This is a genomic window from Rugamonas fusca (assembly GCF_014042365.1).
In the GTDB taxonomy this organism is placed as follows: domain Bacteria; phylum Pseudomonadota; class Gammaproteobacteria; order Burkholderiales; family Burkholderiaceae_D; genus Rugamonas; species Rugamonas fusca.
Window position 1 is genome coordinate 16,578 of the sequence record NZ_JACEZS010000029.1, and the last position, 19,240, is coordinate 35,817.

A 19,240-nucleotide genomic window follows, 5' to 3' on the forward strand; every position below is an offset into this window, starting at 1 on the left:
CCTCCCCAGTTCTGGACTTACGTCCTGTTATCGTATTTTTTGCTGGCCAGCCACCGCGTTCAACCCGTGTTTCCATGGCCTTCCGCCAGCGCCCGCAAGCGCCGCCGCTCGGTGCGCATCCACGTCACCAGCGCGTCGGCCGGCATGGGGCGGGCCAGCAGGTAGCCTTGCGCCAGGTCGCACCCGAGCGCGCGCAGCAACTGCCAGTCGGCCTCCGTCTCCACGCCCTCGGCCACGGTGGCCACGCCCAGCCGCTGGCCCAGCTCCAGCGCGCTTTTCAGCACCACGTGACGGTTCGGCCACTGGGCCGCGCCGTTGACGAAGGCGCGGTCTATCTTCAATTCCGTAAACGGGCAGCGGGCGAACTGCTGCATGGACGAATAGCCGATGCCAAAGTCGTCCATCGCCAGCCCGAAACCCATCAGGCGCAAGCGCCCCAGGTTGGTCAGCGCCTGCGACAGCTGGCGCATCACGCTCGTTTCCGTCACTTCCCACACCAGCGAGGCGGGCGCCACGCCGGCCGCCTGCACGGCCGATGCCAGCAAGTCGACGAAGGCGCGGTCGGCCAGGTTGTCAGCCGACAGGTTGACCGACACCGACAGCGGCGGCAAGCCGGCCCGCTGCCACTCGGTCAGCTGGGCCAGCACCTGGCGCACCAGCGCCAGCGTGAATTGGGCCATCAGCGGCGTGCCTTCCAGCGCCGGGATGAAATGCTGGGGCGACAGCAGGCCGCGCGCCGGATGCTGCCAGCGCGCCAGCGCCTCCAGCCCTTTCAGGTGGCCGCTCTGCATGGTGACCTTGGGCTGGTAGTGCAGCAGGAACTGGCCCCCGGCCAGCGCCTGCTCCAGCTCGCCGGCGGCCGGCAGCGCGTGCTCGGGCAGCGCGGCCTGGGCCGCCTCGCCGCGTCCGGCCCGGGCCAGCAACGCTTCCAGCGCGTCGCGCTGGACCGGCTTGAGCAGCGTGCCCAGCAGGCCGATGGCCGCATCCTCCGAGCCCATGTTCTCGATGATTTCCAGCAGCCGCGGGTCGCGCGCGCTGACCACGATCAGGTGCCGGGCCAGGCGCCGTTCGCGCAACTGGCAGGTCAGTTCGATGCCATCCATGCCCGGCATCTCGAGGTCGGTCAGCACCAGGAACAAGGGCACCCCCTGTTCCCCCTCCAGCAGGCGCAAGGCCTCGTTGCCATCGGCCGCCTCCAGGATGGCGCCGCAGCCGAGGTCGCGCAGCAGACTCACCAGGTAGCTGCGCTGGACGGCGCTGTCGTCCACCACCATCACGCGCTGGCCATGCCACGGCGCGCCCGGCTGGATGGCCGCTGGCGCGCTGAGTTCGTTGGTGGTGGCGGTCATGGCGGCACCGTCAGTTACCGAATCCAGCCAGCTGGGCCAGGATGTCGCGGTAGATCAGGTTCAGCGGCACGGATTTCTCCACCCCGCCCCGTTTCACGGCTTCCTTGGGCATGCCGTACACGACGCAGCTGGCCTCGTCCTGGGCCACGGTGCGGGCGCCAGCCTTGAGCATTTCCAGCAGGCCGGCCGCGCCATCGTCGCCCATGCCCGTCATGATCACGCCCAGCGCGTTGGCGCCGGCGCAGCGGGCCACTGAACGAAACAGCACATCCACCGAGGGCCGGTGGCGGTTCACCAGCGGGCCGTCCACCACTTCCACGTAATACTGGGCGCCCGTGCGGCGCAGCAGCATGTGCTTGCCGCCGGGCGCGATCAGGGCCTGGCCCTGCAGCACGCGGTCGTTGTTGGCCGCCTCCTTGACGCGGATCTGGCACACGCTGTCGAGCCGGGCGGCGAAGGCAGCCGTGAATTTCTCCGGCATGTGCTGCACGATCACCATGCCCGGCGTCACACGGGGCAAGGCCGTCAAGACTTCCTCCAGGGCCTGGGTGCCGCCGGTGGAGGTGCCGATGGCCACCACCCGCTCCGTGGTCTGCACCATGGCGCGCGTGTGCTCGGCCGGCGGCAGGATCACGTCGGCGTTGTGCTTGACGGTGGGATGGGCTGGCGCGGCCGCGCGCCCGGCCAGGCGGCGCACGTTGGCGCCGGCCGCGGCCCGCACGGCCGACACCAGTTCCTCGGCGCTGTCGTGCAGGAATTGCTTGAGGTCCAGGCGCGGCTTGGTGATGATGGCCACGGCGCCGGCGCCCAGCGCCTCGACCGAGGTCTGGGCCCCCTTCTCCGTCAGCGTGGAGCAGATCACCACGGGCGTGGGGCGCTCGGCCATGATCTTGCGCAGGAAAGTGATGCCGTCCATGCGCGGCATTTCCACGTCCAGCACGATCACGTCCGGCCACTGGCTCTTCATGCGCTCCATGGCCAGGATGGGATTGGCCACGGCATGGGTAACGGTGATGCCGGGCGCCGCGTTGAGCAGCGCGCTCAGCACCTGGCGCACCACGGCCGAATCATCCACGATCATCACTTCGATGGCCTTCATGCCTGCTCCTTGTTGCGCGGGTTCACAGCGAACTCCGGCGGCACCTGGCGGCTCAGCACTTCGCCGGTGCGGATGGTGAATATCAATTGCCGGTGGCCTTCGCCAAACAGGCTCTCGGAGACGATGCGGATGCCGTGCTCGTGCATCAGGGTGCGCGCGCAATCGCCATTCTGCATGCCGATGTCCTTGACGCGCGCGTGGCGCGGGAACATGGCGCCGCCGCCGAAGATCTTGCCCTCGCACTGGGCCAGCGGCACCCCGCGCCGGGCCAGCTCGGCCAGCAGGTAATCCATGGCGTCCACGCCATAGGTACCGGCCGCCGCACCGGGCCGGTCGCGCTGGCGGCCCGTGCCCGGCAGCAGGAAGTGCGACATGGCCCCCACCCGCAGCCGCGGATGCCACAGCGTGATGGAGACGCAGGAGCCGACCAGCGTGCGCACCCGGTACTGCTCATCGCCGACGAAGCAGTCGCCGGGCATGAGGAAGATATCGATGCACTTCTGATCGGGCATGGTCAGCTCTTGCGGTAGATCGACGGCGCCACGGCCTGCACCGTGTCGCAGATATCGTTCAGGGTTTCCGAATGGCCGATCAACAGGTGGCCGCCCGGCTTGAGCTGGTTGAGCAGGCGCGCCACCACCTGGCGCTTGGTCTCCAGGTTGAAATAGATCATCACGTTGCGCAGGAAGATCACGTCGAAGCTGCCCAGCTTGGGCAGCGGTTCGTTCAGGTTCAGGTGCTGGAACTGGACCCGTGCCCGCAAGGCGCGCTCGATCAGCAGCGTGCCCGCCTCGCGCTGCTGGCCCTTGAGGCAGAAACGCTTGAGATAGGCTTGCGGCAGCTGGCTGGCCCGCTCCATCGGATAGTGGCCGCAGCGGGCCCGCTCCAGCACCCGGGTGCTGATGTCCGTGCCCAGCACTTCCCAGGCGCCGTCGCCCAGCACGTCGGCCAGCACCATGGCGATGCTGTACGGCTCCTCGCCGCTGGAACAGGCCGCGCTCCACACGCGCAGCGCGCGGCCCCTGGCGCGGGCCTCCTGCGCCAGCTCGGCCAGCAGCTTGAAGTGCTTGGGCTCGCGGAAGAAATAGGTCTCGTTGGTGGTCAACAGGTCGACGGCCACCTGCAGTTCGGCGGGCTGGGTCCGGCTTTCGAGCAGGCGCAGGTAATCGCTGTAGCTGGCCAGCTGGTAGTGCGCCAGGCGCTTGGCCAGGCGGCCGCTGACGAGCGCCTGCTTGCCGTTGGCCATGAAGATGCCGGCCGCCTCGTAGATGAAGCGCTGGAACTGGCTGAATTCGCGATCGGTGATCGTGATGAGCGACATGGGCGGGCCCCGGGACTGGCGTTTCAGTTGCGGCTGGCCAGGTTCTGGCGCGCCAGTTCCACGATCTCGCCGGAGGACAGCACGCGCTCGATGGCCAGCAGGCTGACGAACTTGCCGTTGACCTTGCCGATGCCGGCGATGAAATCGGGCCGGATCCGGGTGCCGAACGCGGGCGCCGCTTCGATGTCGGCCGCCGCGATGTCGACCACGGCGTTGACGGCGTCCACCAGCATGCCCAGCACCTGCTGGCCCTCGCCCTCGGCCTCCTGCACTTCGACGATGACGATGCAGCTGCGCTTGGTGATCGGGCTGGCCGGGCGGCCGAAGCGGGCCGCCAGGTCCATCACGGGCACCACGGCGCCGCGCAGGTTGATCACGCCGCGCACGCACTCGGGCATCATGGGCACGCCGGCCAGGCTGCCGTATTCGATGATTTCCTTGATGCCCAGGATGCCGACGGCGAACTGCTCCTCGCCCAGCATGAAGGTCAGGTACTGGCTGGGCAGCGGGGCCGCGCCCTGCTGCAGCGCCACCACGGCGCGGCCACCGGCGGCGGCCGGGTTGCGATCGACGACTTGGTTCATGGTTTGCTCTCCGATGGTGGGCGGCGGCTGGCGTCAGGCGGCCAGCTGCGCCAGGCCCTTGCCGGTGACGGTGGCCATCAGCGCGGCCACGTCCAGGATCAGGGCCACGTCGCCGCTGCCCAGGATGGTGGAACCGCTGATGCACTTGACTTCGCTGAACATGGGGCTGAGCGGCTTGATCACGGTCTGGAACTCGCCCAGCAGCGTGTCGACCACCAGGCCGGCGCGCTGGTTGCCGTACTTGAGCACGACGATGCTCTCGCGCCGGGTGGCCGTGCCGGGCAGGCGGAACAGGTCGCGCAGCCGGATGAAGGGCAGCACCTGGCCCCGCAGGTTGCAATAGTCCTGGCCCGGCTCGGCCGCGTATTCGATGCATTCCTCGATCATGTCGAGCGGGATCACGAACACGGAACCGCTCAGCTGCACCAGGAAGCCGTCGATGATGGCCAGCGTCAGCGGCAAGCGCACGGTGACGGTGGTGCCGGCGCCGGCCACGCTGCCCACGTCCACGCTGCCGCGCAGGGCCGAGATGTTGCGCTTGACCACGTCCATGCCCACCCCGCGGCCCGACAGGTTGGTGATCTTGTCGGCCGTCGAGAAGCCGGCCTCGAAGATCAGGTTGTAGATTTCCGCGTCGCTGAGCTTGCGCTCGGGATCGACCAGGCCCCGCTCGATGGCCTTGGCCAGGATTTTTTCCTTGCGCAAGCCGCCGCCGTCGTCGCTGACCTCGATCACGATGTTGCCCGACTCGTGGAAGGCGTTCAGCTTGATCATGCCCTTGGCCGGCTTGCCGGCCGCCAGCCGCACCTCGGCCGGCTCGATGCCGTGGTCCATGGCGTTGCGCACCAGGTGCATCAGCGGGTCGCCGATCTTCTCGACCACGGTCTTGTCCAGTTCGGCGTCCTCGCCATCGACGATCAGGCCGATGTCCTTGCCCAGCTCGCGCGCCACGTCGTGCACCACGCGCTGGAAGCGGTTGAAGGTGGCGCCGATCTTGACCATGCGCAGCTCGAGCGCCGCGTCGCGCACTTCCTCCACCAGGTTCGACAGCACGCCCGTGCATTCGAGCAGTTCCGCGTTGTGGATCTGCTGGCCGATCATGTTGGCGCGCGCGCCGGCGATGATCAATTCGCCCACCAGGTCGATCAGGCGGTCCAGCTTGTCCGAATCGATGCGGATCGAGCGGCTCTCCTGGGCCTTCTGTTCCGACACCTGCTTTTGCTTGGCCAGCGCCGCTTCCACCACCACGGGCGGCACATTGCCCCCTTCCACCAGGATGGAGCCCAGCTGCTGCGGCTCGCTGCTGGCCTGCTGGTTCAGGGCGCTGTCGAGTTCGCGGGCCGTCACGCTGCCGCAGCGCACCAGGATTTCACCGAGGCGCGCGTCGCGCTCGGGCAGGGCGCGGATCAGGTCCACGTATTCGGACACCTTGCTGTGCGGCGGCAGGATGCGGATCTCGCAATCGTCCTGCACGAACTCGAACACGCCTTCGATGGCAGCCTTGTCGGCCGTGGTGTCGAAGGCGATCTCGAAGCCCAGGTAGCACAGCTCGGCGTCCATCTGGTCCGGGTTGGCCGGCAGCGCGTCGGGCACGGTGGCGATGCCGACGATGGTGCCCAGCCTGGCCAGGTAGCGCAGGAAGGCGATCGGGTCCATGCCATTGCGCAGCACCTCGCGCCCGAAGCGCAGCGAGATGTGCCAGTGGTCGCGCGCGTCCGTGGCCGCGCCGATGCGCTCGACGGCCGGCTCCACCGTCGCCAGCGGGGCCGCCTGCGCCTCGGCCGGTGGCGGCGTGCCGTCGCCATGGGAGGCGGCATCCATGTGGCGCTTGAGCTGGGCCACCAGCGCCTCGCCCTCGGGCGCGCTGTCCGGGTCCGCCTCGAGCTGGCCGGCCGCCAGCGCCTCCGTCATGCCCGACAGGAAGTCGCAGCACGACAGCAGCAGCACGATCATCTCGTCGGTCAGCACCACGCGGCCGTCACGCACTTCGTCGAGCAAGCTTTCCACCACGTGGGTGAAGGCGACGATGTGGTCCAGGCTGAACAGGCCGGCCGAGCCCTTGATGGTGTGGGCGGCGCGGAAGATGGCGTTGATGGCCTCGCCCTGGTCGCCCGCCAGGTCGACGTTGAGCAGCGCGTTCTCCATCTCTTCGAGCAGTTCGCGGCTTTCCGCGATAAACGTTTGCAACGCTTGGTCCAGGTTCATGGCGTGGCCCCCAGGGTTGGATACATGGTTAGATGCGCCAGGTTCAGGCGGTGGCGTGGATCAGCAGGGCGTCGCCGAAATAGCCGCCCAGGTCCAGCATTTCGAACACGTCCACCACGGCCGGGCTGTGGCCCACCAGCCGCAGTTCGCGGCCGTCGGCGGCGGCCACCTGCTTGGCCAGCATCAGCACTTGCAGGCCGGCCGTGTCCAGTTCCGTCACGCCGGACAAGTCCACTTCCAGCAAGGCGGCCTGGCGCAGCGCGTCGAGCAACTGGGTTTTCAGGTCGGCGGCGCGGTAGATCGTCAGCTCGCCCGCGATGGCGAAGCGCACGGGCAAGGCGGTGGCGGAGGATGCGGACATGGTGACTCTCCCGGTGGGCGGTGGGCGGCGCGGGGCGGCGGCCATAGGCCGGCCGCCGCGCGCCAGGAAACGATCAGGGCAGGACCAGCTTGGCCACGGCGCCCAGCAACACTTCCGGCTTGAACGGCTTGGTGACCCAGGCCTTGGCGCCGGCCGCCTGGCCTTCGCGCTTCTTCTCTTCCTGCGACTCGGTGGTGAGCATGATGACGGGCGTGAAGCGGTAATTGGCCAGCGCCTTGAATTGCTTGACGAAGGTGATGCCGTCCATATTGGGCATGTTGACGTCGCACACGACCAGGTGAATCTTCTGGCCCGTGCACTTGGCCAGCGCGTCCACGCCATCGCGTCCTTCGATGACGTCATAGCCGGCGCCCTTGAGCGCGATGCCGACCACTTGCCGCAACGAGGCGGAGTCGTCCACTACCATGATGGTCTTTGCCATAGTGATCCCTTAGAAGAACGTGATTTCGTCGGCCGCCGCCGGCTGTTGCTGGCGGGTGGTCATTGCGCCGCCATGGACGGCGTGCTCGTCCGCCATGGCATAGGTCTTTTGCAATTCGGCCAGCAGCGGCGCCGCCTGCAGCGGCTGCAGCGCCTGGTCCTGCTCGTAGTGGGCGCGGTTGTCGCGCAGGATGGCGGGCAGGCGTTCCATGTTCTCGCGCACGTGGGTCATGACCTGGCTGACGCGGTCCTGGAACTGCAGTTGCACCAGCGCCTCGCCGACCTCGCTCTGGATGGCCACCGATTCCTGCTTGAGCAGTTCGGACGATTGCAGCAGCGCGTCGGTGACGTGGCGGAAGTCGCGCAGCACTGATTCGATCATGCCTTCGGCCGACAGCATGGAGGCGTCCTCGGCCGCGCTGGATTGTTCGGCCGCCGCGCTGGCCGACAGGATGGCGGCGCTGATCTGGCCGACGCGGTCGGCGATGTTGCGGCCCGTCTCGGCCGAGCGGTTCGACAGGTTGCGCACTTCCTGCGCCACCACGGCGAAGCCGCGCCCGGCCGGGCCGGCGCGGGCCGCCTCGATGGCCGCGTTCAGCGCCAGCAGGTTGGTCTGGGCCGCGATGCTGGCCACGCCTTCGGCCATGTCGCGCAATTCGCGCGTGAAGCGTTCCAGCTGCTGGATCTGTTCGAGCATGGTCTGCTTGGAGGCCATGGCCGACTTCATGGACGCCACCACGGAACCGAGCTGGTTCTCGCTGCTGGCGAACACGTCGATCAGGGCCGGGCCGCCGCCGCCCTGCTGGTCCAGGCTGGACACGTGCAGTGCGTTGTCGAGCTTGTCGACGATGTTGGAGAAGCGCCCGGCCAGGTCGGCCACGGCTTCCTCCATCTGGCTGCGCGACGATTCGATGTGGCGGCACCAGATCGGCAGCACGGCGTCGCCGAACTGTTCGCGCCCGTCGAGGTAGCGCGCTATCATGCGCTGGCGCGCCGCCTCGGCCGCGCCCAGCTGGCGCGCGGCCAGCGCGCCGGCCGCCAGCAGCAGCACGGCGAACAGGACGGCAACCAGGCCGGCGCCGCCGGCGATCAAGGTCGCCGCCGCGCCGGCCAGCGCCAACCCCAGCGGAAGAACTGTCGTGCTGCGCAAACCGGACAATCGATTCATTGGACCCCACCGGAAAATAGTCAGTCGGTACCGCCGCGACGCGACGCGTCGTCGTCGTCAAACTGTATCGCAAAATGCGGGTCCGTTGCTCACATGTTTTAAATAAAATACTGCCCGCCGCCCCTCTGGTGCCGCCGGTCAATTCTAGCGGGGCGCACCGCCAGCGCTGTTCAAATTGATTCATGCGCGAAACAATTAGATGCGCAAAAAACAGTGCGCCATCCGCCCACGTTGTGAAACTGCAACTTCACGGCCGCGGCCGCCACGGTGGACTTTTCAGTTCACGCAAGGTAAATTGCCAACGTTGCTTAGCAGCTAATTCAATCGCGGCCCGCGGGCCGCACCTCTGTAAAGGAATCACATGAAAGCATATGGCGCGGAATTCTTTGGAACCTTCTGGCTGGTGCTGGGCGGCTGCGGCAGCGCCGTGCTGGCGGCGGCCTTCCCCGGCGTGGGCATCGGCCTGCTGGGCGTGGCGCTGGCGTTCGGCCTGACGGTGCTGACCATGGCCTACGCCATCGGCCACATCTCCGGCTGCCACCTCAATCCGGCCGTCTCGATCGGCCTGTGGGCCGGCGGCCGCTTCCCCGCCGCCAAGCTGCTGCCCTACATCGTGGCGCAGGTGCTGGGCGCGATCGCGGCCGGCGGCGTGCTGTACCTGATCGCCAGCGGCAAGAGCGGCTTTGAACTGGCCGCCGGGTTCGCCTCGAACGGCTACGGCGCCCATTCGCCGGGCGGCTACTCGCTGACGGCCGCGCTGGTGACGGAAGTGGTGATGACGATGATGTTCCTCTTGATCATCCTGGGCGCCACCGACGCGCGCGCGCCGGCCGGCTTCGCGCCGCTGCCGATCGGCCTGGGCCTGACCCTGATCCACCTGATCAGCATCCCGGTCACCAACACCTCCGTCAATCCGGCCCGCAGCACGGGCGTGGCGCTGTACGTGGGTGACTGGGCCACCAGCCAGCTGTGGCTGTTCTGGGTGGCGCCGATCGCCGGCGCCCTGCTGGGCGCGGCCGTGTACCGCGTCATCGGCAGCAAGGACTGAGCGGCACTGGCAGGGCGGTCCCGCCGCCGGCGGCCGCCCTGCCATGCACGACGCGCTTACGCGGCCAGCCGGCGCGCGTGCGCTACGGATGGAGATGGGCCGGCCGCGCGGGCCTGGCCGTCCACGCCGTCGAGCTTGAACACACTGACGGCCTGGGCCAGCCGGACGGCCTGCTCCTGCATGGCCTCGGCCGCCGCCGCGGCCTGCTCCACCAGCGAGGCGTTCTGCTGCGTGACCGTGTCCATCTGGGCGATGGCGTCGTTGATCTGCTCGATGCCCTCGGTCTGGGCGCCGCTGGCCGCACTGATCTCGGCCATGATGGCCGTGACCCGGCCGATGGCCGCCACCACCTCCTCCATCGTGCTGCCGGCCTGGTCCACCAGGCGCGTGCCGGCCGCCACCTTGCCGACGGAATCGTCGATCAGCTGCTTGATCTCCTTGGCCGCCGCGGCCGAGCGCTGGGCCAGCCCCCGCACCTCGGACGCCACCACCGCGAAGCCACGGCCCTGCTCGCCCGCGCGGGCCGCTTCCACGGCCGCGTTCAAGGCCAGGATGTTGGTCTGGAACGCGATGCCATCGATGACGCCGATGATGTCGACGATCTTGCGCGAGGAGGCGTCGATCGAGGCCATGGTCTGCACCACGTCCGACACCACGGCGCCGCCGCGCTGGGCCACGTCCGAGGCCGAGGCGGCCAGCGTGTTGGCCTGGCGCGCGTGCTCGGCGTTCTGCTTGACGGTGGCCGTCAGCTGCTCCATCGAGGACGCCGTCTGCTCCAGCGAACTGGCTTGCTGCTCGGTGCGGGTGGACAGGTCCAGGTTGCCGCTGGCGATCTCGCCGGAGGCGGTGGCGATGGTTTCCGTGCCCTGGCGCACTTCGCGCACGATGCGCTCGAGGTTGCCCGACATGCGGTGCAAGGCCTGCAGCAAACGGCCCGGCTCGTCGCGCGCGAACTGGCGCGTGACGCCGGCGGCCGACAGCTGGCCCTCGGCCACGCGCTGGGCCACCCCCACCGCCTCCTTGATGGGGCCGGTGATGCCGCGCGTGAGCCACCACGCGAACACGACGCCAAAGCTGACCACGAGCAGCGCCAGCAACAGCAACTGGTTGCGGCTGCGCTCGGCCACCTGGTCGATGGCGCGCGCCGCGCCGTCGATCGCCTGGCGCTGGTGCTCCAGCATCTGTTGCAGCTTGGCTTCATAGTCGCGCGAGGCGGGCAGGTATTGCTGTTCCAGGATGGTGTGCGCGCCTTGCGCGTCGCCGCCCGCCTTGGCCTTGGAGACGGCGTCGCGCGCGGCCATGTAGCGGGCCCGCACTTGCTTCATCTGGGTGATCAGGGCCTGGTCATCGGCGCCGGCCAGCGCCTCGATCTGCTTGACCAGCGCCTGGGCGCTGCGGGTGGAGCTGGCGATGTCGTCGGCGAAGAAGGCCACCAGGGCCGGGTCGTCGCTGCGCGCGATGGCCGACGTGCGGCGGATGCCGGCGAACACCAGCCGGTACCAGTCGGCGATCATGCGCTCCTTGGCCAGCGGCACCTCCATCATGGTGCGGGTGGCGGCGGCCACGCCCTGCAGCCGGTAGATGCCCAACCCCGTGTTGACGATCAGGATGGCCAGCACCACCGCGAACCCCAGCGCCAGCCGCTGCCCTATGCCCAGATTAGCCATCTTCATGCACCATTCTCCCCGTTGTTGGTATGCGATCTGGCGCAGCGGCGCCAGCCGCCCGCTGTGCGCAGGGCAAACCATGCGCGCGGGCCGTGCCATGGTAGCTTGAATCGAGGGCAATAGAACAGCGTGGATGGGGCGCCTGCGAGCGGGCCCAGCAGTATAGGAACAATCGCGCGTAAGCGGGTTCACTTACTTTAAGTTTGAAATAAAATTACAAAAACAATTCCAAATTGCAACACATTGCACCAATGGGCAATTGTTTTCGCGATTTCATTCAATTATATTGCTTATCAGCTTGTTACTGGATGTAGCAAAAAGACAATTAATTGACCACCCGCGCCGCCGGGTTCAGCACGCACAATCATGAGACACGGATTCCTGGAACAACGAGAGAAATACAAAGCGCTGGTGATGCGCCACTACGGCGTTACCGAACAGATGTATGACGCCATCAACCACCTGATCGCGCCGCTGGTCGTTCCCATCAGCGCGCGCAAGGGCGAGGTGCTGCAGCGCAGCGGCGAGGTGGCGCAATCGTTCCACTGGATCTACAGCGGGGTGGCGCGGGCCGGCTTCGTGACGGAAGGCGGCACGGAGGTGACGCTGCGCTTCTGGTGCGAAGGCGAAACGGTGGCGTCGCACGAGGACTTGCTGCGCGCGCGCGATGGCTTGCCGGCGCGCCAGTTCGTGGTGGCCGAAACGGCGCTGCACGGCTTTCGCATGGACTGGGCCGACGTGGGCCGCATGTGCGAACTGCACGAGGTGGTGCGCGCCTATTACCTGAAGGTGTCCGAGGCCAGCATCCTGCGCCAGGGACGCAGCATCTACAACAACAGCGCCACCTCGGCCCAGGCCAGGCTGGAAGCGTTCCGCGACGAGTATCCGGGGCTGGAGGCGCGCGTGTCGCAAAAAGTGATCGCCTCCTTCCTGGGCATCACACCGCAATACATGTCGCAGTTGCTGCGGCAGGATGCGCTGCAGAAGGCGGCATAAAAAAAACGGCGCTCCACTGAGCGCCGTTTTTCTGTAGCCTGACTACTTGGGGGCCGTGCTTACTGCTTCAGGCCCGTGATCTTGTTGTTGCCATCGACAAACACAATCTTGGGCTCATAGGTGGCGATCTGCTCTTCCGTCATCGGCGCGTAGGTGCAGATGATGAGCAGGTCGCCCAGCTGGGCCCGCCGCGCGGCCGCGCCGTTGAGCGAGATCTCGCCGCTGCCGCGCAGGCCGGGGATGGCGTAGGTGGCGAAGCGCTCGCCATTGTTCACGTTGTACAGCTCGATCTTTTCATTGGGCCGGATATCGGCCGCATCCAGCAGATCCTGGTCGATACCACAGGAACCTTCGTAGTGGAGGTCCGCTTGCGTGACCGTGACCCGGTGCAGCTTGGCACGCAGCATAACTCGTTGCATAGACATCACTTCATCCTTCGTTAAATGGGGGTTCAAGGCTTGCCTCAAAGCAATCCCGGAGGCCGGTGGGCCCGCCGGCCGGACCCGAGGACCGTTCCGCCTTGATGCGCGGTCGCAATCGTACCACTACTGGAGCGCCGCGTCCCATTTCCGCCCATCCGGGGGCGACAGCGGCCAGCGCTTATGGCATATTGCAAGTTGGAAAATCGCTGCGCCGCGTACCGCGCGGCAGGCAGCGGCAAGGAGCGCTGGAGAAATGAGACTGACCCGCATGTTCGCCGTGTCCATGGCCATCCTGGCGCTGCTGGTGGGCGCCATGCTGGGCCGGATATTGTGGGGAGAATGGAACAGCTACCGGGCCGCCCGCGGCGGCCTGCACGCCCTGCAACTGGTGCAGCAGGGCATGGTGGCGGCCGAGAAACTGTCGTTCGAGCGGGGTCCCATGAACGCCGTGCTGGGCGACGCCGTGCCGCCCGATCCGGCCAAGCGGGCGCGGCTGGCCGTGGCGCGCGCCGCCAGCGACCAGGCGCTGGACAGCCTGGCGGCCGCGCTGGCGGCCAGCCAGGACCAGAGCGCGACGGTGACCTCGATCCGGGCCCAGCTGATCGCGGCGCGGCGCGAGGTCGATGCCGTCTCCGCCTTGCCGCCGGCCCAGCGCACGCCGCAGCGGCTGACGGCGGCCGTGGAAGGCATGTTCGCCCTGATCCCGGTGGTGCTCGACGATGTGACCGGCTACGCGGGCGCGGCCGAGCAAGCCTACCCCAACCTGGCCAAGATCCTCATGAAGGCGCGCTTCGCCGTCGAGCTGCGCGAATACGCGGGCCGGCTCGGCTCGCGCCTGACGGTGGCGCTGGCCTCGGGCCAGCCGCTGGCCGAGACCGAGCACACGCAAATCCAGTTCCTGCGCGGCCAGATCGAACAGCTGCGCCACCTGATCGTCATGTCCACCAGCGCCATCGACCGCGACCCGCGGGTGCTGGCGGCGCTGCGCACGATGGACGAGCGCTATTTCACCAGCGGCCTGGCGCTGGTGACGGGCGTGGAACGCGACAGCCGGGCGCACCAGCCCTACGGCATGGACACGGCCCAGTTCGCGCAGCGCTACGTGCCGTTCATGTCGCCCATCCTGGCCGTGCGCGACGTGCTGCTGGAAGCGGCCCTGGACCAGGCCCGGCAGGACTACGATACGGCCCAGCGCGAACTGCTGCTGGCCTGCCTGACGGGCGGCGCCATCGTGCTGGCCATGATGCTGTTGATGGTCATCCTGCAAAAGCGCGTGATGGTGCCGCTGGCGCGGACCACGCGCGCCCTCGTCAAGCTGGGCAACGGCGACTTTTCCATCCGCGTGCATGAGACACGGCGCCACGACGAGATCGGCGACCTGCTGCGCGCCGTGGGCCAGTTGCGCGCGGCCGGACTGGAAAAGCAGCAGCTGGAACAGGAACGCCAGCGCCTGATCGAGGAACTGCGGCTGCGCGCCGACACCGATTACCTGACGGGCATCCTGAACCGGCGCGCCTTCACGGCGGCCGGCAACCAGCGGCTGCGGCGCGCGCGCGAACACCGGCTGGCGCTGGCCGTGATCCTGTTCGACGTGGACCGCTTCAAGGCCGTCAACGACAGCCATGGCCACGACGCCGGCGACCAGGTGCTGATCCGCATCGCCGCGCTGGCGCGCGAGCAATTGCGCGACGGCGAAATCCTGGCCCGCTACGGCGGCGAGGAATTCGTCATCATGCCCGGCAACTGCGACCTGGAAGGCGCGCGCGTGGTGGCCGAACGGATGCGGCGCGCCATCGAGGCGGCGCCGCTCACGCTGGCCAACGGCCACGTGCTGCACGTGACGGCCAGCTTCGGCGTGGCCGCCTCGGAAGGCCCGCACCTGGCGCTCGACAGCCTGTTCCACGCGGCCGACCTGGCGCTGTACCGCGCCAAGCACCAGGGCCGCAACCGGGTCGAATGCGAGGCGGCGTGAGCGGCCTTGGCCGGCCTTAGCAGTCATTTCGACCTGACCATGGCGAGGCGTGGCGCCGAAGACAGTGCGCCTGCACGGCAAGGCGCCACAACGACGCCATGGGCTGGTTGAAATGACTGCTTAGCCGCCGGCCTTGGCCTGGCCCTGTTTCGCAGGTTTGACGGGCTTGAAATCCAGGTCCGCGAAGTCGAAACTGAAATCCGTCTCGCTCGACACGGGCGCCATCTTCATGCGCGCGATGCTGCCATCGGGGTTCAGCGCGAACGTGACGTAGGCGTCCGCGTTGAAGTTGCGGGCCTGCCAGCGCACGATGAAGGTGTCGTGCTGGAAGTGCTCGAGCGTGCCCGTGAGATCGGGCGAGCGGCTGAAACTGAGCACATGCTTGCCGTCCTGCGCGCGGATGGTCACCTCGCCATACCAGGCATCGCGGTACTGGCCATCGTAGGCGGCCAGCGGCAGCGAGGGCGCCGAACGGGCCGCACGCGCCGCCACGGCCTGGCCCTGGCGCGCCAGTTCCTCGCGGTGGCTGCGCGCCTCGTCGTCCGCATACAGCCGTATCCAGTCGCTGGCCGGCACCTGCAGGTAGTGGTCGAGGATGCGCCACTGCAGGGCCGAGATGGCGGGGCTGTTCTCGGCGTTGGTGAGGATGGCGATGCCGAGTTTCTCGTCCGGCACCATCAGCACGCGCGAATAGAAGCCTTGCAGCGCGCCGCCGTGCAGCGCCAGCTTGCGGCCATGGTAGTCGCGCAGGTTGAAACCGAGGCCGTAGCCGGCGAAATTGGGACGGGTGGCGGCCAGCGCGGGCGGCGGTTCGCTGATCTTCATCGGCGTGGTTTCGGTCCACAGTTCGCGCGCGCGCTCGGCGCTGAACAGCTGGCGCCCGTCGGGCAGCTTGCCGCCGGCCAGCAGCAGATTCATCCAGCGCGCCATGTCCGTGGCGCTGGTGTCGATGCCGACGGCGCCCACCGCGTTCTCGGCCAGCATCGGCTCGACCACGGTCTGGCGCTCGCCGACCTTGCTGTGCGGCGCGGCGTAGTTGCCGCTGGCGCGCATGCGGGCCACGCTGGTGACGGTGCCGTCCATGCCCAGCGGCGCCAGGATGCGCTCGCGCACGGCCTCGCCCCACGGCTTGCCGGCCTTGTCCGCCACGATCTTGCCGGCCGCGATGTAGAGCAGGTTGTCGTAGGCGTAGCTGTCGCGGAAGGTGGTGGCGGGCTTGATGTAGCGCAGCCGGTGGATGATGTCGTCGGCGCTGAAGGTGCTGGTGGGCCACCACAGCAAATCACCCGCGCCCAGCCCCAGGCCACTGCGGTGGGTGAGCAGGTCGCGCACCGTCATGGCGCCGCTGGCGTAGTCGTCATACATGCGAAAGCCGGGCAGGTGGTCGGTGACGCGGTCCTCCCAGTTCAGCTTGCCCTCGTCCACCAGCATGGCCAGCGCGGCGGCCGTGAAGGCCTTGGAATTGGAGGCCACTTCGAACAGGGTCTTGCCATCGACCGGCGTCGGCTCGCCCAGGCGGCGCACGCCGTAGCCCCGCGCGGCCAGCACCTGGCCATCCTTGACGATGGCGATGGCCATGCCGGGCACGCCAAAGGTCTTCAATGCCTGGTTGACGTCGGCGTCGAGGTCGAACGCGGGGACGGGTGCGGCCGCGCTGTTGGCGACCACCGGGACGGCCGCGATCGATGGCAGGGCAATGCCGGCGAAGGCCAGCAGCAAGGCTGCGGCCAGACGAGTCTTCAAATGCATGTCTGTATTGTGATAAACGATTTATACGATATAGCCCATTCATGGCACGGCGGTCGCGCCGCGCCATGGGGCGCCTCACTGGTCGGCGAACTTCTTGTCGACGGCCGCTTGCGTGACGGGGTGGTAGCGTTCGCGCGCCCTGGCGTACAGCGCCTGCGCCCAGGCCCGGTCGTCCGGACGTTGCAGCAAGGCGGCGTACAGGGGCACGACGAACTTCTGCCGTCCCACACTCATCAGGAATGCCTGCAGCGGCTGGCGCACGTCATAGCCGGCCTTGATGGCGCTGAGGAAGAAGCGGTAGGCGATTTCATTGTTGCCGCTCTTGCCCAGGCCGAACGCCTGGTCCAGCTCGCGCATCTGGCCGGCGCTGGCCTTGCCGTCGATGTCGTTCAGGAAGTGCATCCATTCGAGCGCGATCCAGTGCCTGGCGTCCAGCTTGTCGGTGGCCAGTTCGCCGCGCAGCCAGCTGCTGCGCTGGGCGTCCACGGCCGCCAGCCGGGGCGAGGCCACCCGCACGGCGCTGGCCGGGATGCCCTGGCCATACAGCCAGTCATCGAGCTCGGCGTCCGTCATCAGGCCGGGATGGCTGTCGAGCAGGTTGCGGTGCAAATAGGCGACGAATTGTTCCGTGGTGGCCGACTCGAAGGCGTGCTGGTCGAACCAGCCACGCAGGAAGGGGTCGAACACGGCGCGGCCGGCGCGCTGCTCGAGCGTGCGCAGCAGCCAGGCGCCCTTGGGATAGGCCAGTTCCTCGTCCGTGTAGGTGGCTTCGGGGTCGGTGTCCGGCCCGCGCGTGAGCAAGGCTTGTTTGGCCGGCGCGATCGAGGGCAAGGACGCCAGCGCTTCCTCCTGCTCCACCTGCAGGTTGATGTCGGCCACTTGCGCGCCGTACAGGCTTTCGACGATGCGGGTGGTGACGTAGTTGGTGAAGCCTTCGTTGAGCCACCAGTGCTTCCAGGTGGCGTTGGTGACCAGGTTGCCCGACCACGAGTGGGCCAGTTCGTGGGCGATCAGGTCGACCAGGCTGCGGTCGCCCGCGATCATGGTCGGGGTGAGGAAGGTCAGGCGCGGATTTTCCATGCCGCCGATGGGGAACGATGGCGGCAGCACCAGCATGTCGTAGCGCCCCCAGCGATAGGGGCCGTACAGCGATTCGGCGGCGGCGATCATCTTTTCCGTGTCGGCCAGCTCCCAGGCGGCGGCGTCGATGCGGGCCGGTTCCGCGTACACGGCCGAACGGGGGCCGACGCTGCGCACTTCCAGTTCGCCGATGGCGATGGCCAGCAGATAGGCCGGCACGGGCTGGGGCATGCGGAAGTTCCAGCCGCCCACGCCGGTGGCCTTGGGATCGTTCTCGGCGCTCATCACCACGCGCAGGCCGGACGGCGCGTCGATGTGGGCGCTGTAGGTGAAGCGCACGGCCGGCGTGTCCTGCACCGGCGCCCACGAGCGGGCGTTGATGGTTTCGGACTGGCTGAACATGAAGGGCCGCTTGCCGGACATGGTTTGCTGCGGCGTCATCCACTGCAGGGCCGCCGCGCCGGGCGCCGTGCGGTAGTAGATGCGCACCTTGCGCGGCTGGCCGGCCAGCGCGATGCGCAGTGCGCGGCCCTTCTCGGCCTGGCCCGGCTCGGGCGGGTCGAGCAGGTAGGACGCGGGCGCCCAGCGGCCATCGGGGCGCTGGATGCGCACCTGGGCGATGCGCAGGTCGCGCGTGTCGAGCGCCAGGCTGCGGGCGCTGGGCGCCAGCCAGTCCAGCGTCAGTTCGGCATAGCCGGACAGGGTCTTGTGGCTGAAATCGGCCTTCAGGTCCAGGTGCAGGTCGGTGGTGCGGACCTGGTCGTATTGGGCGTAGCTGAGCGGGTCGGCCCAGGCGCAGCAACAACAGCAGCAGCACAGCAGTGCGGATAACACGGCGCGCGGGATGGTGGCGATAGGCATGGTGGTCGGTTCGGTGGATGGCAAAGTGGGGCGCCAGCGGCGGCGCAGTGCAGACGCGGCGCGGACGCGGTGCAGAATACCACAGGCGTTTCTGGACCGGCCCGGCCGTTGTGGGTTATCATGCGGGCAGTTGTGGGGAGTAGTCGTCCTTCGCCCGCGCGAAGGAAGCTGTATCAACATCATCGGCCCGCAGGCCGTGGTACAGCTGGTGGATCACTTGACGAGACCATGAACCAGGGGCGGCCGCATGGGCCGGAGTCGCCCATGGCTCATCGGTTAACCATCCGGCCCACGTACCAACACCACATCATGGAAGCTTTCCTCGTCTCCAGCGGCATCGTCGCGCTCGCCGAAATCGGCGATAAAACCCAGTTACTCGCTTTTATCCTGGCCGCCAAGTTCCGCAAGCCGCTGCCCATCGTGCTGGCCATCTTCGTGGCCACGGTGGCCAACCACGCGTTCGCGGCCGCCGTCGGCAGCTGGCTCACGGCCCTGATGGGGCCGGATGTGCTGCGCTGGGTGCTGGGCCTGGGCTTCATCGCCATGGCCGCCTGGACCCTGGTGCCGGACCAGATCGACGAGGACGACGCCAAGCTGGCCCATTACGGCGTGTTCCTCACCACGCTGGTGGCCTTCTTCGCCGCCGAGATGGGCGACAAGACCCAGGTCGCCACCGTGGCGCTGGCGGCCCGCTACCACAGCCTCGTGTCCGTGGTGGCCGGCACCACCTTCGGCATGATGCTGGCCAATGTGCCGGCCGTGTACCTCGGTGGCCGGATCGCCGGCAAGGTGCCGCTCAAGCTGGTGCATGGCGTGGCCGCCGCCGTGTTCGCCGTACTGGGCGTGCTCACGCTGCTGGGCGCGGGCGCCGGCGTGGGGCTGTGAACCCGCGCCGGCACGCCCGCCCAGCACGCTGA

At 68.1% G+C, this 19,240-nt stretch carries 17 protein-coding genes and 1 riboswitch; of the genes, 4 read left to right on the forward strand and 13 right to left on the reverse strand.

What is annotated here, in order from left to right:
• Positions 1-59 precede the first annotated feature (59 nt).
• The 9 genes from H3H36_RS27180 to H3H36_RS23515 form a co-directional block, all read right to left on the reverse strand.
• Positions 60-1,349, reverse strand: coding sequence for an EAL domain-containing response regulator (locus H3H36_RS27180; RefSeq protein ID WP_311196681.1), 1,290 nt, complete (start codon positions 1,347-1,349; stop codon positions 60-62).
• Between the two features lie 10 nt (positions 1,350-1,359).
• Entirely contained in the window at positions 1,360-2,448 is a 1,089-nt protein-coding gene (locus H3H36_RS23480; RefSeq protein WP_182220490.1) for a protein-glutamate methylesterase/protein-glutamine glutaminase, read from the reverse strand.
• The gene (locus tag H3H36_RS23485) at positions 2,445-2,960 is read right to left on the reverse strand and encodes a chemotaxis protein CheD (RefSeq protein WP_182220491.1); all 516 of its coding nucleotides are present in this window, start codon (positions 2,958-2,960) and stop codon (positions 2,445-2,447) included. Before H3H36_RS23485 ends, H3H36_RS23480 begins: the two co-directional genes overlap by 4 nt.
• Before the next feature lie 2 nt (positions 2,961-2,962).
• A complete protein-coding gene (locus tag H3H36_RS23490) occupies positions 2,963-3,769 on the reverse strand; it encodes a CheR family methyltransferase (protein ID WP_182220492.1) in 807 nt (268 codons plus the stop codon).
• 23 nt (positions 3,770-3,792) lie between these two features.
• Entirely contained in the window at positions 3,793-4,353 is a 561-nt protein-coding gene (locus H3H36_RS23495) for a chemotaxis protein CheW (protein ID WP_182220493.1), read from the reverse strand.
• 33 nt (positions 4,354-4,386) lie between these two features.
• Positions 4,387-6,558 (reverse strand): chemotaxis protein CheA, encoded by a 2,172-nt coding sequence (locus H3H36_RS23500; protein ID WP_182220494.1) that lies wholly within the window; start codon positions 6,556-6,558, stop codon positions 4,387-4,389.
• Between the two features lie 43 nt (positions 6,559-6,601).
• Positions 6,602-6,919: an STAS domain-containing protein gene (locus tag H3H36_RS23505; protein WP_182220495.1), complete on the reverse strand. Its 318-nt coding sequence runs from the start codon at positions 6,917-6,919 to the stop codon at positions 6,602-6,604.
• 73 nt (positions 6,920-6,992) lie between these two features.
• The gene (locus H3H36_RS23510) at positions 6,993-7,361 is read right to left on the reverse strand and encodes a response regulator (RefSeq protein ID WP_182220496.1); all 369 of its coding nucleotides are present in this window, start codon (positions 7,359-7,361) and stop codon (positions 6,993-6,995) included.
• A gap of 9 nt (positions 7,362-7,370) precedes the next feature.
• Positions 7,371-8,528: a methyl-accepting chemotaxis protein gene (locus tag H3H36_RS23515; RefSeq protein ID WP_182220497.1), complete on the reverse strand. Its 1,158-nt coding sequence runs from the start codon at positions 8,526-8,528 to the stop codon at positions 7,371-7,373.
• A gap of 361 nt (positions 8,529-8,889) precedes the next feature.
• On the opposite strand from H3H36_RS23515, the gene aqpZ reads away from it, so the two are divergent.
• Complete coding sequence (aqpZ, locus tag H3H36_RS23520) at positions 8,890-9,576, forward strand: aquaporin Z (protein WP_182220498.1); 687 nt, start codon at positions 8,890-8,892, stop codon at positions 9,574-9,576.
• Positions 9,577-9,632: 56 nt separating this feature from the next.
• Here aqpZ and H3H36_RS23525 read toward each other — a convergent pair whose 3' ends face one another.
• On the reverse strand, positions 9,633-11,249 hold the full coding sequence (locus H3H36_RS23525; protein WP_182220499.1) for a methyl-accepting chemotaxis protein: 1,617 nt from the start codon (positions 11,247-11,249) through the stop codon (positions 9,633-9,635).
• A 360-nt stretch (positions 11,250-11,609) separates the two neighbouring features.
• On the opposite strand from H3H36_RS23525, the gene H3H36_RS23530 reads away from it, so the two are divergent.
• Positions 11,610-12,239, forward strand: a complete 630-nt coding sequence (locus H3H36_RS23530) for a Crp/Fnr family transcriptional regulator (protein WP_229220069.1) — start codon at positions 11,610-11,612, stop codon at positions 12,237-12,239.
• 59 nt (positions 12,240-12,298) lie between these two features.
• Here H3H36_RS23530 and panD read toward each other — a convergent pair whose 3' ends face one another.
• The gene (gene panD / locus H3H36_RS23535) at positions 12,299-12,658 is read right to left on the reverse strand and encodes an aspartate 1-decarboxylase (RefSeq protein ID WP_182220500.1); all 360 of its coding nucleotides are present in this window, start codon (positions 12,656-12,658) and stop codon (positions 12,299-12,301) included.
• 256 nt (positions 12,659-12,914) lie between these two features.
• On the opposite strand from panD, the gene H3H36_RS27590 reads away from it, so the two are divergent.
• Entirely contained in the window at positions 12,915-14,633 is a 1,719-nt protein-coding gene (locus tag H3H36_RS27590; RefSeq protein ID WP_182220501.1) for a GGDEF domain-containing protein, read from the forward strand.
• 120 nt (positions 14,634-14,753) lie between these two features.
• On the opposite strand, the gene H3H36_RS23545 is transcribed toward H3H36_RS27590, so the two are convergent.
• Both H3H36_RS23545 and H3H36_RS23550 read right to left on the reverse strand, forming a co-directional pair.
• Positions 14,754-16,382: a serine hydrolase gene (locus tag H3H36_RS23545; RefSeq protein ID WP_182220502.1), complete on the reverse strand. Its 1,629-nt coding sequence runs from the start codon at positions 16,380-16,382 to the stop codon at positions 14,754-14,756.
• A gap of 75 nt (positions 16,383-16,457) precedes the next feature.
• Entirely contained in the window at positions 16,458-18,323 is a 1,866-nt protein-coding gene (locus tag H3H36_RS23550; RefSeq protein ID WP_182220517.1) for a M1 family metallopeptidase, read from the reverse strand.
• Between the two features lie 119 nt (positions 18,324-18,442).
• Positions 18,443-18,621: riboswitch (yybP-ykoY riboswitch) on the forward strand.
• 11 nt (positions 18,622-18,632) lie between these two features.
• Here H3H36_RS23550 and H3H36_RS23555 point away from each other — a divergent pair.
• On the forward strand, positions 18,633-19,208 hold the full coding sequence (locus tag H3H36_RS23555) for a TMEM165/GDT1 family protein (protein ID WP_182220518.1): 576 nt from the start codon (positions 18,633-18,635) through the stop codon (positions 19,206-19,208).
• Positions 19,209-19,240 lie beyond the last annotated feature (32 nt).

Bases quoted from the DNA above. Each gene is read 5' to 3' on its own strand.
- H3H36_RS27180 (WP_311196681.1), bottom strand. From the start codon at position 1,349: ATGACCGCCACCACCAACGAACTCAGCGCGCCAGCGGCCATCCAGCCG.
- H3H36_RS23480 (WP_182220490.1), bottom strand. From the start codon at position 2,448: ATGAAGGCCATCGAAGTGATGATCGTGGATGATTCGGCCGTGGTGCGC.
- H3H36_RS23485 (WP_182220491.1), bottom strand. From the start codon at position 2,960: ATGCCCGATCAGAAGTGCATCGATATCTTCCTCATGCCCGGCGACTGC.
- H3H36_RS23490 (WP_182220492.1), bottom strand. From the start codon at position 3,769: ATGTCGCTCATCACGATCACCGATCGCGAATTCAGCCAGTTCCAGCGC.
- H3H36_RS23495 (WP_182220493.1), bottom strand. From the start codon at position 4,353: ATGAACCAAGTCGTCGATCGCAACCCGGCCGCCGCCGGTGGCCGCGCC.
- H3H36_RS23500 (WP_182220494.1), bottom strand. From the start codon at position 6,558: ATGAACCTGGACCAAGCGTTGCAAACGTTTATCGCGGAAAGCCGCGAA.
- H3H36_RS23505 (WP_182220495.1), bottom strand. From the start codon at position 6,919: ATGTCCGCATCCTCCGCCACCGCCTTGCCCGTGCGCTTCGCCATCGCG.
- H3H36_RS23510 (WP_182220496.1), bottom strand. From the start codon at position 7,361: ATGGCAAAGACCATCATGGTAGTGGACGACTCCGCCTCGTTGCGGCAA.
- H3H36_RS23515 (WP_182220497.1), bottom strand. From the start codon at position 8,528: ATGAATCGATTGTCCGGTTTGCGCAGCACGACAGTTCTTCCGCTGGGG.
- aqpZ (WP_182220498.1), top strand. From the start codon at position 8,890: ATGAAAGCATATGGCGCGGAATTCTTTGGAACCTTCTGGCTGGTGCTG.
- H3H36_RS23525 (WP_182220499.1), bottom strand. From the start codon at position 11,249: ATGAAGATGGCTAATCTGGGCATAGGGCAGCGGCTGGCGCTGGGGTTC.
- H3H36_RS23530 (WP_229220069.1), top strand. From the start codon at position 11,610: ATGAGACACGGATTCCTGGAACAACGAGAGAAATACAAAGCGCTGGTG.
- panD (WP_182220500.1), bottom strand. From the start codon at position 12,658: ATGCAACGAGTTATGCTGCGTGCCAAGCTGCACCGGGTCACGGTCACG.
- H3H36_RS27590 (WP_182220501.1), top strand. From the start codon at position 12,915: ATGAGACTGACCCGCATGTTCGCCGTGTCCATGGCCATCCTGGCGCTG.
- H3H36_RS23545 (WP_182220502.1), bottom strand. From the start codon at position 16,382: ATGCATTTGAAGACTCGTCTGGCCGCAGCCTTGCTGCTGGCCTTCGCC.
- H3H36_RS23550 (WP_182220517.1), bottom strand. From the start codon at position 18,323: ATGCCTATCGCCACCATCCCGCGCGCCGTGTTATCCGCACTGCTGTGC.
- H3H36_RS23555 (WP_182220518.1), top strand. From the start codon at position 18,633: ATGGAAGCTTTCCTCGTCTCCAGCGGCATCGTCGCGCTCGCCGAAATC.